Source organism: Aeromonas sp. ZOR0001 (genome assembly GCF_000801015.1).
Taxonomy (GTDB): Bacteria; Pseudomonadota; Gammaproteobacteria; order Enterobacterales; family Aeromonadaceae; genus Aeromonas; species Aeromonas veronii.
The window spans coordinates 1-13,749 of sequence record NZ_JRJY01000081.1; the positions used below are offsets into that span (position 1 = coordinate 1).

Below are 13,749 nucleotides of genomic sequence, written 5' to 3' on the forward strand. Positions count from 1 at the left end.
GGGCCGTTCGCGGCTGCGGCTGCTGGCCTCTCCCGCTTATTTGAGCGAGCGCGGCACCCCGCGCCAACCGGCGGATCTGCTGAGCGGTCACGAGCTGCTCGGCTTTTTGCATCCCGATCACCTCAACCACTGGCCGCTGCTAAGTGCCGAGCAGGGGGATCGCTTTGCCATCACCCCCAGCCTGCGTGCCAGCAGCGGTGAAACCTTGCGTCAGCTGGCGCTGGCGGGGCAGGGGATCGTCTGTCTGTCGGATTTCATGACCGGGCCGGATCGGGAGAGCGGCGCGCTGGTGGAGGTGCTGGCCCGCAGCAACAGTGGCGCCTCGCGCCCCATCAATGCGGTCTTCTACTCCGATGCCCAGAGGGATATCCGGCTACGGGTCTGGCTCGATTTTCTCAAAGAGCAACTGGGCAACCATACCCTTTAGTGCAGGTTGGTTTGTGCGGTTTGTTTGAACGGTTCGTCGCTGCGGTTTGCTGATTGAAGAACAAGCGCGCCTTCGTTGCGGTCAATCAGCATTAGCCAGGCGGCAGATACACAGACGGCCGACTTGAGAGTTGGCTACCGGTTCGGGAAGGTGTGTGAGGTGAAGCGCAGTTAGCGGGGTAGTTTGCCCCATACCCGGCTGAGCAAGGCGCCGCCGATCACCGGCGGAATGGCCAGCAGCAGGGTCCACTGCCAGGAGAGGCCGCCGACGGTGGCGGCCAGTACGATGCTGGTGAGCACCACCAGTTGGGCCACCATTATCAGGAAGGTGCCTTCGCGGGGGGTCAGTGTCTCTTTTTGAGTGGCGACGTGGGCTACGGGCGCTTGATTGGTGGTCGGTTTCATGGCGATATCCCTCTGTTGAGTCTGATATCACTAAGCAATGGCCATTCCACATTTTTTTCATGTTAATTATCAATGGCTTGCGAGCTTTGTCGTCATTCCCGTTTCGAGATCGCAGGCAAAATGATTTGCAAAATGAAAACGCCACCCGGTGGTGGCGTCTTGGTTATTGAGAGGGAGAGGGGGAAGCGCCGGGTCTAGCCAATCCGGTATTGGCGGATCTGCTCGTCGATGGCTTTGGCCAGTTCGAACAGTTCGCGGCTGGCGGCATTGCTCTCCTGCGCGTGTTCCCGCTGGTGTTCGGCCACCATGGCCAGCTCGTCCAGCGCCGTTCTGGCTTGCCCCATCTGTTGATTCTGCGCCTGCGCCAGCGCGCTGATCTCGTTGATCTCGAGGGCGGTCTGGTTGATTTGGCTGGTGGCATCAACCAGCACCTCTCTGGCCTGATTCATCCGGTTGTATCCCTCTTCGCTCAGGTTGCGGGAGTCTGCCATCGAGCTGCTGGCCTGCCGGGTTCCCTCCTGCAGGCGCAAGATAAGATCCTGCACATCCTTGGTGGCAGTCTGGGTACGCACAGCCAGTTGGCGTACCTCGTCGGCCACCACCGCAAAGCCCCGTCCCATATCCCCCGCACGGGCCGCTTCGATGGCCGCATTGAGGGCGAGCAGGTTGGTCTGGTTCGAGACATCGCGGATGAGGTTCATGATCTGGGTGATGTTGTTGCTGTCTTTCACCACTTCATCGAGCAGGGCCGAGGAGCTGCCGATGCTGCTGCGCAAGGTGTCGAGTTGCGCGGCGCTCTGGGTCACATCCTGCTCGATGCTGAGCATATGGTTGGCGATGCGTTGGGTTACGTCGTTGACCCCTTCAGAGCGGCTGGCGATCTGCTCGGCGTTGTCGCCGATGGTGGTGACCACCGTGGTCAGCTCCTGAATGCTCTGGGCCTGCTGGCACGCTTCTCCTGCCAGTGCCTGGGCCTGCTGCATGGATTGGGACGACTGCGCGGAGAGGGCGCTGCCTGACTGCTGGAAGCGGGAGAAGCTCTGGTTCAGGCTCTGGATCAGCTGATTGAAACTCTGGGCCATCATGCCCAGCTCCGACTCGTCAGAGAAGTCGAGGCGGGTCGCCAGATCCCGATCGGCGGTGATGTGGTGCATGCCATCTGCTGCCTGACGAATGGGGCGACTGATGGAGTGAGCCAGCCAGGCGGAGGCCAGCATGGCGATCCCGCCGATGGCGAGCGAGACCATGATGATGAGCTGGCGGGATTCCTGCAGTCCCTCTTCCAGCTCGGCGCTGTTGATCTCGCCAATCAGCAGCCGGTTGAGGGTGGGGATGTAACGTACCGCGATGAGGTAGGTTTGCCCCTCCAGTGTTAGCGCCTCTACGGTCACCTGTTCTCGGGCATTGGGAATAAGCCGCTTGACGGTATCGAGGAAGGATTGCTGGTGGTGGGCGGCGCCTTCCACCTCCTGCTCGGGGTGGATCTCGATATTGCCCTCCATGTCCGCCAGATAGACCTGACCACTCTTGCCGATCCGGTAGCCGCTAATGAGCTTGCTCAGGGCGCTCATGTCGATGGAGGTGCCTGCCACCGCCAGGGTCTTGCCCTCGTGGGTGACGGCGGTGTTGATATAGAGGGAGGCGCGCTTGTCAAAATCGGAGATGTCGAGGTTCAGCTCATAGGGTTTGCTGCGTTTGAGAAAGCCGAAAAACCACCCATCTTTCGGGTCTGATTCGCTTAGCGATTTCTGGGCGGTGGGGCCGCCGCTGAAGTTGATCAGGGTGTTGCTCTGGCGGGGGGCGATAAAGACGTTGCCGCCGATCCGCCGTTGCAGATCCTGAAAGTAACGCTCCATGGCGGGCCACTCTTGCTCTGGCATGCCAGTGGTCAGCCAGTCTATGACAAAACGGTTGCTGGCCAGCGCCTGCGCCTCGGTCAGGTGCTGGATAAGCTGCGCTGTCAGCTGGTTGGCAATACGATCCACGCTGCTTGGCAGCTCGTAGCGTTCGACCCGCTGCTGGGCCTGACTGTGGGATATCTGCTCGAGGATCAAGGTGATGCAGCTGATGGCGATGGCCATCAGTATCGCTACGCCAGCGAGGATCCGGGTGCGGATCCCGAGCCCTGACCAGAGTGAGTGCAGTGTAAAACGGTGTATCGCCCTCTCCATATCGCTCTCCTCATAAATAAGGTCGCATATGCGACCCAGATGATGATTATAGATAGAGAACTCAATTGCGTTGTGGTGGATGGTGACAACAGAGGGTGGCAGAAAAACAGGAGGGAGCAATTAGCGGGGAAGTTGGCAGAAACCGGCAAGGGAAAGCATAAAAAAGAGGCCGACATAGCGGTCGGCCTCTCTGGGGTTTATCTCAACGGAATGTCGGGTGCCCGATCAATCCTCTTCAGCCCAACGGCGTGAACGCTCAACTGCTTTTTGCCAGCCGCTGTAACGTTTGGCGCGATCGTCTCTGTCCATCTGCGGGATGAACTCGCGGTCCACGCTGAACTTGTCTTCCAGCTCGTCCGAGCTCTTCCAGAAGCCGACTGCCAGACCTGCCAGGAAGGCGGCGCCCATGGCGGTAGTCTCGATGCGGGTCGGACGTACCACCGGGGTGTGCATCATGTCAGCCTGGAACTGCATCAGGAAGTCGTTGGCTACGGCGCCGCCGTCTACTTTCAGCGCTGCCAGCTTGATGCCGGAGTCCTGCTGCATGGCATCCAGCACATCGCGGCTCTGATAGGCGATGGATTCTAGCGCAGCACGGATGATGTGGTTGCGGTTGGCGCCACGGGTCAGACCGACCATGGTGCCGCGAGCATACGGATCCCAGTAGGGCGCGCCCAGACCGACGAAGGCCGGCACCAGATAGACGCCGTTGGTGTCACCCACCTTGGAGGCGAAGTAGTCGGTATCACGGGCATCGTGAATGATCTTCAGCTCGTCACGCAGCCACTGGATGGTGGCGCCACCCATAAACACCGCACCTTCCAGCGCGTAGTTCACTTCCCCTTTCGGGCCGATGGCAACGGTAGTCAGCAGGCCGTTGCTGGAGCGAACCGGCTCGGTGCCGGTGTTCATCAGCATGAAGCAGCCGGTACCGTAGGTGTTCTTGGCCATCCCTTTTTCAAAGCAGAGCTGGCCGAACAGGGCAGACTGCTGGTCACCGGCGATACCGGCGATGGGGATGCGGGAGCCGCCGCCACGGGTGGTGTAGCCATAGACCTCGGAAGAGGGTTTCACTTCCGGCAGCATGGACATGGGGATGCCCAGCTCGTCCAGCATCTTCTCGTCCCACTTCAGCTCACGGATGTTGTAGAGCATGGTACGGGAGGCGTTGGTCGGGTCGGTGACGTGCACTTCGCCATTGGTCATCTTCCAGACCAGCCAGGTGTCGATGGTGCCGAACAGCAGCTCACCGTTCATCGCCTTCTCGCGGGCACCTTCCACGTTGTCGAGGATCCACTTCACCTTGGTACCGGAGAAGTAGGCATCCAGCACCAGACCGGTGTTCTCGCGAACGTACTCTTCCAGACCGCGAGCTTTGAGCTCTTCGCAGATGGCGGCGGTGCGGCGGCACTGCCAGACGATGGCGTTGTAGATGGGCTTGCCGGTGGCCTTTTCCCAGACAACGGTGGTTTCACGCTGGTTGGTGATACCGATGGCGGCGATCTCTTCGCTGCGCAGGCCGGTCTTGGCCAGTACTTCGGTAAAGACGGAGGATTGGGTCGCCCAGATCTCCATCGGGTCGTGCTCTACCCAGCCCGCTTTCGGGTAGTGTTGGGTGAATTCGCGCTGGGAGGTACCGACAATGTTGGCATCCTGATCAAACACGATGGCGCGGGAAGAGGTGGTTCCCTGGTCCAGAGCGACGACATATTTCTTTTCAGCAGACATGATGTTCTCCACGTTTCTATTTTCCACGTTTTTATACGTTGGAGGGGGCCGCTCTTATGCGGCAGCCTCTTCTTTGGCGGTTTGGGTCGCTTGCTCGGTGGTGACGACACGGTTGCCCGGGACGCAGGGAGCCAGCACTTTGACATACAGAGCGGTACCAATCTGGGCGCCAACGATGGGGCCAAGGATCGGAACCCAGAAGTAGGGGTTGTCACGACCACCGGTCAGGGCAACATCACCCCAGCCAGCAAAGAACGCGAACAGTTTCGGACCAAAGTCACGGGCCGGGTTCATGGCAAAACCGGTTAACGGGCCAAGGGAGGCACCGATCACCGCGATCAGGATACCGATCAGCAGAGCGGCTGCGAAACCTTTGGGAGCGCCGTTGTTGTTGTCACCCAGCGCCATGATGCCCAGCATCAGGACGGCGGTGATCACCAGCTCGACGGCAAAAGCTTGCATATTGGTCAGCAGGGCATTGGGGTAGGTGGAGAAGATCCCGGCGGTGCCGAGGCTCTCGACGCTACCGCGCACTACGTTATGGGTCACTTCCCACTGGGTGAAAAGGTTACCATAAAGGAAATAGACAAGGGCCGCGAAGCAGAAGGCACCGGCCATCTGGGCGATGATGTAGGGCACCACCTTGCGCTTGTCGAAACCGCAGAAGGTCATCAGCGCCAGGGTTACAGCCGGGTTCAGGTGGGCACCTGAAATGCCGCCGGTCACATAGATGGCAATGGCCACACCCAGACCCCAGGTAATGGAAATTTCCCACTGCCCGAAATTGGCGCCTGCCAGCACCAGTGCCGCCACACATCCGACGCCGAAAAATATCAGCAGGCCGGTTCCGATAAACTCGGCGATGCACTCGCCAAGCAGGGTATTGGGTCTTTGTATGCTCATACTTTTGTTCCTTATATCCACCCGTAGAGGTTTGATGTTCCGTTTTATCTTTTTGTGTCTATCCGTTGCTGCCGAAAACGTTTCCTTGTTGTTTTTGCGTCTTGCGCAAACGTTATGCTCGTTTGCGCTCGTTATCGGTCGTGACAGAAAATAACCCTTCCCAATAATTTCACCATCCCCCCTCCATAGGAAATGTGGACAAGATCCCACTCATTGCTAAGAAAATGTGACGTAAAGCATCTTGATAACCGCCAGCTACCACTTAGGGGGTAGCTTGCAACCCTTGCCACACAAGGGCTGGCGCTTGCTGAGTGATTTCTCATTTGGAACTTTTATTTGTAATAAAACTGCAATATTTGAGCATGCATCACAGATTAAATGAGCGCATATGAGCACAATAGGCTCGCTTACGAATCATCGGACTCACATGATTCGTCGGAATGGTCAGGGCATCCTCAACCGCCCATAACAACAATAAGGAAGCAGAACATGCTTAGTCTCTTCAGGCCTGCGGCGCACATCGACAGGCTCCCGGCTGACAAGGTCGACCCCTTCTACAAACGCATGCGTTGGCAGGTGTTTTTCGGGATCTTCTTCGGTTACGCCGGCTACTACTTGGTACGGAAAAACTTCAGTCTGGCGATGCCCTATCTGATCGAGCAGGGCTTCTCCCGTGGTGATCTCGGTTTCGCGCTCTCCGGGGTCTCCATCGCTTACGGTTTGTCCAAGTTCCTGATGGGGAACGTCTCTGACCGTTCCAACGCCCGTTACTTCCTCTCCGCCGGTCTGCTGCTCTCGGCTGCCATCATGTTCATGATGGGTACCATGCACTGGGCCACCTCCAGCATTGCCATCATGTTTGTGCTGTTGTTCCTGAACGGTTGGGCACAGGGCATGGGCTGGCCGCCCTGCGGTCGCACCATGGTGCACTGGTGGTCACAGAAAGAGCGCGGCGAAGTGGTTGCGGTCTGGAACGTGGCGCACAACGTGGGTGGCGGCATGATTGGCCCGCTGTTTATCCTCGGGATGGGCTGGTTCAACGACTGGCGCAGCGCCTTCTATGTGCCTGCGGCAGCGGCGGCGGCCATCGCAGTGATCGCCTTCTTCGTGATGCGTGATACCCCGCAATCGGTCGGTCTGCCTCCTATCGAGGAGTACAAGAACGACTATCCGAAGGATTACAACGAGAGCCACGAGCAGGAGTTCTCCGCCAAGGAGATCTTCGTCAAGTACGTGCTGCACAACAAACTGCTGTGGTACATCGCGATCGCTAACGCCTTCGTTTACCTCATTCGTTACGGTGTGCTGGACTGGGCGCCAACCTACCTGAAAGAGGCCAAGCACTTCACCGTCGACAATTCTTCCTGGGCTTACTTCCTCTACGAGTGGGCCGGTATTCCGGGCACCCTGCTGTGTGGCTGGATCTCTGACAAGATGTTCCAGGGCCGCCGTGCCCCGGCCGGTATCCTGTTCATGGTGCTGGTGACCCTGGCTGTGCTGGTTTACTGGTTCAACCCGGCCGGCAATCCGACCATCGACATGATGGCGCTGGTAGCTATCGGCTTCCTGATCTACGGCCCTGTCATGCTGATCGGCCTCTATGCTCTTGAGCTGGCACCGAAGAAAGCAGCCGGTACTGCGGCAGGTTTCACCGGTCTGTTCGGTTATCTGGGCGGCGCCGTGGCCGCCAACGCCATGCTGGGTTATACCGTTGACCACTTCGGTTGGGATGGCGGCTTCATGGTGCTGACCGTCTCCTGCGTGCTCTCCATCATTCTGCTGGCGATGACCCTCAAGCATGAGAACATTGCCGTTGCGGCCAAGAAAGCGGCTGCCCATAAGGCATAAAACGTGATCCTCAGCTTATTGATCCCAAAGGGGATCAGGTAAACTGCCAAAAGGCCCCGCATCTGCCGGGGCCTTTTTTTGTCTCATCATCGGAGTGCAAGCGTGAAGCAAACCCAACGACATCTGGAGATCCTGGACGTCCTGACGCGGCAGGGATTTGTCTCGACCGACGATCTGGTGACCCACTTTGACGTCAGCCCCCAGACCATTCGCCGGGATCTGAACGATCTCGCCGAACAGAACAAAATCCGGCGCCATCATGGCGGTGCCTCCCTGCATTCGAGTACCGTCAATACCGCCTACAGCGCCCGTAAAGTGATGCAACTCAAGGAGAAAGAGCGCATCGCCCGCGAGGTAGCGGCCAATATTCCCGACGGCTCATCGCTCTTTATCGACATAGGTACCACCACCGAAGCCATTGCCCGCGCCCTGCTCGATCACCGTGAGCTGCGTATCGTCACCAACAACCTCAACGTGGCCAGCATCCTGACGGCCAAGGATGACTTCACCGTCATCATTGCCGGCGGCGAGATCCGCAACCGCGATGGCGGCATCGTGGGGGAGGCGACCCGCGACTTTATCGGTCAGTTTCGCATGGACTATGGCGTCATCGGGATTTCGGGGATCGACAACGACGGCTCCCTGCTCGATTTCGACTATCACGAGGTGAAGATCGCCCAGGCCATCATCGCCCACTCCCGTCAGGTGTTCCTGGCCGCCGACCACACCAAGTTCGGTCGCAATGCCATGGTCAATCTGGGCAATCTCAGCCAGATCCACGCCCTCTTTACCGATCAGGAGCCACCGGAAAAGCTGACGCGATTGATGGCGCAACACCAGATCGCTTGCCACATCTGCTGACGGCTGAAGAGGCCAAGGCTGTGCCGGTCGCCCGTTCGGGCGGCCTCCTTTGCTTTTCCTGCTCCCATTCTTGCGCTCATATCACCCCTTTCTGGGTATTGCCAAAACCACTCTCTAGCCTGGCTTTTTTGGCTATTCACTCGCCAGCTTTAGCCTGATCCTTGTCGCTCACCTGCCGTACCACTTTTGCCACCTCTGGCGGGCTGTGGCGATCACACTTTCATTATAAAATGTTCGTTTGTTGTATTTTCATGTTCTAAAATGAGCGAAATCAAACATTGCTGTTATAGCAATCATAAAAATGAAAGTAGGTGAACATGAGCGAACATTATGAGCTGGTCGTCGTCGGTGGCGGCATCAATGGGGTCGGCATCGCAGCCGATGCGGCAGGACGGGGTCTGAAGGTTGCCCTGTTTGAGGCGCAAGATCTCGCCTCTGCCACCTCGTCCAACTCCAGCAAGCTGATCCACGGCGGTTTGCGCTATCTCGAGCATTACGAATTCCGGCTGGTGAAAGAGGCGTTGGCGGAGCGTGAGGTGCTGCTCGGTATGGCGCCCCACATCGCCCGTCCCATGCGTTTTCGCCTGCCGCACCGCCCGCACCTGCGTCCGGCCTGGATGATCCGCGCCGGTCTGTTCCTCTATGACAATCTGGCCAAGCGCGACAAGCTCAAGGGGAGCTGCGGCGTGCGCTTCCTGCCGCAAGATGGCTTGAGCGCAGGGATCAACAAGGGATTTGAATACTCGGATGCCTGGGTCGACGACGCCCGGCTGGTGGTACTCAACGCCATGATGGCCCGTGACAAGGGGGCAGATGTGCAGACCCGCACTCGCTGCATCAAGGCGGTGCGCGGATCCAAACACTGGACGCTTACTTTGGAGCGGGAAGGGGGCGAGCAGTTCACCGTCACCTGCCGTGGTCTGGTCAATGCGGCGGGCCCCTGGGTCAAGACCTTCTATGACGAGAGCCTGCACGAGAAATCCCCCCGCGGCATTCGCCTTATTAAAGGCAGCCACATGATAGTGCCGCGCATCCATGAGCGCGAAGAGGCTTATATCCTGCAAAACGAAGACAATCGCATCGTCTTCGTCATCCCGTATCAGCAGGACTACTCACTCATCGGCACCACGGATGTGGAGCACCACGGCAGCCCGCGGGAAGCGAAGATCAGCGAGGCCGAAATTACCTACCTGTGCGAGGTGGTCAACGCCCACTTCACTCGCCAAATTGCGCCGCAAGATGTGATCTGGACTTACGCCGGGGTGCGTCCGCTCTGTGATGACGAGTCAGACTCGCCGCAAGCGGTGACCCGCGACTACACCCTCGAGCTCTCTGGCGAATCGGATGGTGCGCCGCTCTTGTCGGTGTTTGGCGGCAAACTCACCACCTATCGCAAGCTGGCGCAGGCCGCCTGCAACAAGCTCAAGCCCTGGTTCAGCCAGATGGGGGATGACTGGACGGCGACCAGCCGTCTGCCCGGCGGCGAGTTTGACTGCTCGGTACGCGAGCTGGCCCGCGCCTTTGCGCTGGAGTTTGACTGGCTCGATGATCGCAGCGCCCTGCGCATTGCCGAAGCCTATGGCGCCCATGCCCGTCTCTGGCTGAAAGAGGATCGCGGCATTCACTTTGGTGGTGGCCTCTACGAGTCGGAAGTGCGTTATCTCATCGAGCGGGAGTGGGCCTGTTCACTGGACGATATCCTCTGGCGCCGCAGCAAGCTGGGGCTGCGCCTGAACGACTCAGAGCAGCAAATGCTGCAGATCTGGCTCGACCAATACCATCAGGCTCTGCGCAAGGCGAGCTGATGAGTGACGGTGGGCAGTGCGCTGCTGCCCACAGCTTTCCACCGTAAATGTGCAACAAACCTCTGATAGAACAATAACCTACACACAATAATAAAGAGCATCACATATGAAAAAACTCGCCGTTTCCCTCATCGCCTTGAGCCTTGGGGCATCCCTCTCATTACCCGTGTTGGCTGCCGATGAAGACAAGGTGGTTATCGCCCACCGTGGCGCCTCCGGCTACCTGCCCGAGCATACCCTGGAGTCCAAGGCGCTGGCCTATGGCATGGGGGCTGACTATCTGGAACAGGATCTGGTGATGACCAAGGATGACCAGCTGGTGGTGATGCACGATCACTTTCTCGATGGCATCACCGATGTGGCTGCGCGCTTCCCTGGCCGTGCCCGTCCGGACGGTCGTTACTATGTGGTGGATTTCACCCTGGACGAGGTGCGTTCCCTGCGTATGACCGAGCCGTTCCAGCTGGTGGATGGCAAGCAGGTGCCGGTCTATCCGGCCCGTTTCCCGCTCTGGAAGTCAGACTTCAAGATCCACACCTTCCAGGAGGAGATCGAGATGATCCAGGGGCTCAACAAGAGCACCGGCAAGAACATCGGCATCTACCCGGAGATCAAGGCGCCCTGGCTGTTCCGTCACGAAGGCAAGGATATCTCCAAGGCGGTGCTGAAGGTGCTCAAGGAGTACGGCTACACCGGGAAGGATGACAAGGTCTATCTGCAGTGTTTCGATGCCGATGAACTCAAGCGCATCAACAGCGAGCTGATGCCCGCCATGGGTATGGATCTGAAACTGGTGCAGCTGATGGCCGAGACCGACTGGAACGAGACCATGGTCTACGACGCCAAGGGCAAGGCAACCCCCTACAACTATGACTGGATGTTCAAGCCGGGGGCGATGAAAACCATCGCCAGCTATGCCGAAGGGATTGGCCCGTGGAAGCCGATGATCGTTACCGAGCCGGGCACCCTGGGCAAACCGGTCTTCACCGGCATGGTGAAAGAGGCCCACGCGGCGGGCCTGAAAGTTCACCCCTATACCTTCCGTCAGGATGAGGGGCAGATCCCTGCCTATGCCAAGGACTTCACCGATCTCCTAAACATCTTCCTCTATCAGGCCGATGTGGATGGGGTGTTCAGCGACTTCCCCGACAAGGCGGTGGCCGTCATCAAGGCCCATCAAGAGGCGGCCAAATAGCACTTGGGCGCCATTTGAATGCAACGCGAGGCCAATTGGCCTCGCTTTTTGTTTCAGGTTCCCGCAACGGGAGGGTGCACCCTGTCAGAAAATAGCCAGATCACGTCATGGTGTGCCGGATCTGTATCATTTTACGCAGTTTTTACGTAGCAGATCGCTGGCATGAAATCGGCAGAGCGGTTAGTCTAGCGGCGTTGAACCAACCCCATGAGGTACAGATGAAAACCGTATTGCGTTTTAGCCTGCTGGGCGCCTTGTTGCTGGGTGGCCATGCCTTCGCCGCCGAGCCGAAAAAATTTGATATCAGCATGTTCCCAGCCGCTGACGTGAATCAGGAACGTGTGGTGATCCGCCTGCCTGAAGTCGAGAAAGAAGCCGACATGATGGTCGAGCTGCAGGTCGGCAAAAAGATGATGGTTGATTGCAACGTACCGCGTTTTGCAGGCAACCTGGAACAGCACAGCGTCAAAGGCTGGGGCTACAACTACCTGAAACTGGGCAAGGTCTCTGACCCCATCAGCACCCTGATGATGTGCCCGGATAACCAGCAGAAAGAGACCTTCGTCCAGATCTACGGTCAGGGCTTCTTCGTGAACTACAACTCAAAACTGCCGTTCGTGATCTACGTGCCGCAGGAGTATGAAGTGCGCTACCGTCTGTGGCGTGCCGACAACTTGGCCCAACCGGCCATGATTGAGTAAGCATGTTTGAACCAAAGGTTCAGCTGGTTCACCTGATGTGATAAATAAAGCGCCGTATGGCGCTTTATTTTTGCCTACACAGTCCAGAAAGTGACGTGTAAATTGGCTGCACGTTTACATAAGTTTATTATTTATCAACGTTTTTTGTGTGTTATGCCACAAAATCGGCGTCAGTGATGGGGCAAAGTGACATCGATAAAAGATATTTATTAACATAGTGAGAAAATTGATTTTGCACTCGGCGATGGCCTGATGATACTTGCCCGCAAAGGTCAAACTAACCAGAAAAAAGAGCACTATGAGCTTCGAATCAGACAAGCGTTTCAACGACTTCAAACATTTTCCCCGTGGCCTGCGTCGCAGTGGTGAATTCACTGTGGCCGAAGCGGACAGTCTGGAAAAGTATGGTACCGCCATGCTGGCACTTTACCAGGGCAACCTTGCACCCCGTGACGATGTCGAGTCCGCCTTCGTCGAGCAGGTCAAATCCGGCGAAGCCGGTGCCAACCCCCATGCCAAGGTGTGGTTCAAATACCTCAAGGTGATCGGTCCCAAGCGCGTTCATCGCCTCTGCACCGTCGTTGGCGGCGCCAGCGAAGAGAGCAGCGGTGGCGGCAGCTTTGATGTCGGTGGTGGCAGCGGTGGTGGCAGTGACGAGTCCATCGATTAATGGATACCGAGCTGCTTCGGACCTTTATCGAGGTGAGCAAGACCCGGCACTTTGGCCGGGCTGCTGAAAATCTCTACCTGACCCAGTCGGCGGTGAGTTTCCGGATCCGCCAGCTAGAGCAGCAACTAGGTGTCAGTCTGTTTGCCCGTCATCGCAACAACATCCGCCTGACCGCCTCCGGTGAGCGTCTGCTGCCCTACGCAGACGCCATCTTGCACACTCTTGGTCGTGCCAAGCAGGATGTGGCGCTCTCACCGGGATTCAGCCAGCAGTTGGCAATCGGCGCGCCCGCTGTGTTCTGGGAGCTCGATTTCAACGACTGGCTCAATCACATCTATGCGCTGGCGCCCGGTTTGGCGGTGCGGCTGGAAACAGCCTCCCGCGAGCACCTCTGCCGTCAGTTGCTGGAGCGTTCCCTCGATCTGGCCCTGCTCTCCGAGCCCACCAAGATCGACGAGATTGCCCTGCATCCCATCGGTGAGCTGGTGTTCGAGCTGGTGAGCCGGGATCCGGCCGCCAATGCCGACAACCTGATGCAGATGCCGCATATCCATCTCGACTGGGGCACCAGCTTCGAGCCGCAACCCAGCCGCTTGCAGAGCCTGCAAAAGACCCCGGTGCTGCACTCCAGCTCCGCCAGCATGGCGTTGCAGTTCGTGCTGGCCAACGGTGGTGCTGCCTACCTGCCACGGCGGATGGTCAGCCCCTTCCTCGAGAAGGGGGCGCTCCATCTGGTGGAGGGGGGCCAGCCGCTGAGCCGTCCGCTCTATCTCGCCTATCTGGAGAAATCCGATCGCCGGGAGCTGATCGATCAGCTGCTGACCCTGCCACTGGGTTGGCACGACGCTGAACTGCGCCTCAACGTCGAATAAGCGTCGAGCGTTATCCAAGGAAGAGCCCACCCCACGGTGGGCTCTTCTGTTTGGAGAAAATTGCAGGGAGCGAGGTCACGTAATTGGCGCGGGAGGCTTGGCGTCATCGGCCTGTAACGGTACCTTTTCAGGCTGTTTATCCGATTGAGCACTGACAGGGATGG

The 13,749-nt window shown here is 58.2% G+C and carries 12 protein-coding genes; 8 read left to right on the plus strand and 4 right to left on the minus strand.

What is annotated here, in order from left to right; genetic code table 11:
• A partial coding sequence (locus L972_RS11020) for a LysR substrate-binding domain-containing protein (RefSeq protein ID WP_047438241.1) occupies positions 1-427 on the plus strand: 427 nt, incomplete at its 5' end.
• Positions 428-597: 170 nt separating this feature from the next.
• Here the strand turns inward: L972_RS11020 and L972_RS11025 are convergent.
• From L972_RS11025 to L972_RS11045, 4 genes are all read right to left on the minus strand, one after another.
• On the minus strand, positions 598-831 hold the full coding sequence (locus L972_RS11025) for a hypothetical protein (RefSeq protein ID WP_047438243.1): 234 nt from the start codon (positions 829-831) through the stop codon (positions 598-600).
• A gap of 194 nt (positions 832-1,025) precedes the next feature.
• The gene (locus L972_RS11030) at positions 1,026-3,002 is read right to left on the minus strand and encodes a methyl-accepting chemotaxis protein (RefSeq protein WP_047438245.1); all 1,977 of its coding nucleotides are present in this window, start codon (positions 3,000-3,002) and stop codon (positions 1,026-1,028) included.
• A gap of 225 nt (positions 3,003-3,227) precedes the next feature.
• Positions 3,228-4,730: a glycerol kinase GlpK gene (gene glpK / locus L972_RS11040; protein ID WP_005337546.1), complete on the minus strand. Its 1,503-nt coding sequence runs from the start codon at positions 4,728-4,730 to the stop codon at positions 3,228-3,230.
• A 54-nt stretch (positions 4,731-4,784) separates the two neighbouring features.
• On the minus strand, positions 4,785-5,633 hold the full coding sequence (locus tag L972_RS11045; RefSeq protein WP_005350866.1) for an MIP/aquaporin family protein: 849 nt from the start codon (positions 5,631-5,633) through the stop codon (positions 4,785-4,787).
• A 489-nt stretch (positions 5,634-6,122) separates the two neighbouring features.
• Here L972_RS11045 and glpT point away from each other — a divergent pair, with 489 nt between their 5' ends.
• From glpT to hdfR, 7 genes are all read left to right on the plus strand, one after another.
• The gene (gene glpT / locus L972_RS11050) at positions 6,123-7,481 is read left to right on the plus strand and encodes a glycerol-3-phosphate transporter (protein WP_005337540.1); all 1,359 of its coding nucleotides are present in this window, start codon (positions 6,123-6,125) and stop codon (positions 7,479-7,481) included.
• Between the two features lie 102 nt (positions 7,482-7,583).
• Positions 7,584-8,342 (plus strand): DeoR/GlpR family transcriptional regulator, encoded by a 759-nt coding sequence (locus L972_RS11055; RefSeq protein ID WP_005347045.1) that lies wholly within the window; start codon positions 7,584-7,586, stop codon positions 8,340-8,342.
• Positions 8,343-8,659: 317 nt separating this feature from the next.
• Complete coding sequence (glpD, locus tag L972_RS11060; protein ID WP_047438249.1) at positions 8,660-10,147, plus strand: glycerol-3-phosphate dehydrogenase; 1,488 nt, start codon at positions 8,660-8,662, stop codon at positions 10,145-10,147.
• 106 nt (positions 10,148-10,253) lie between these two features.
• Positions 10,254-11,342, plus strand: coding sequence for a glycerophosphodiester phosphodiesterase (gene glpQ, locus L972_RS11065; protein WP_047438251.1), 1,089 nt, complete (start codon positions 10,254-10,256; stop codon positions 11,340-11,342).
• A 218-nt stretch (positions 11,343-11,560) separates the two neighbouring features.
• A complete protein-coding gene (gene eco / locus L972_RS11070) occupies positions 11,561-12,043 on the plus strand; it encodes a serine protease inhibitor ecotin (protein WP_005337529.1) in 483 nt (160 codons plus the stop codon).
• A gap of 298 nt (positions 12,044-12,341) precedes the next feature.
• Complete coding sequence (locus tag L972_RS11075; protein ID WP_005350885.1) at positions 12,342-12,713, plus strand: DUF413 domain-containing protein; 372 nt, start codon at positions 12,342-12,344, stop codon at positions 12,711-12,713.
• Positions 12,713-13,585 (plus strand): HTH-type transcriptional regulator HdfR, encoded by an 873-nt coding sequence (gene hdfR, locus L972_RS11080; protein ID WP_005337525.1) that lies wholly within the window; start codon positions 12,713-12,715, stop codon positions 13,583-13,585. The genes L972_RS11075 and hdfR overlap by 1 nt, the downstream gene beginning before the upstream one ends.
• The last annotated feature ends 164 nt before the right edge of the window (positions 13,586-13,749 follow it).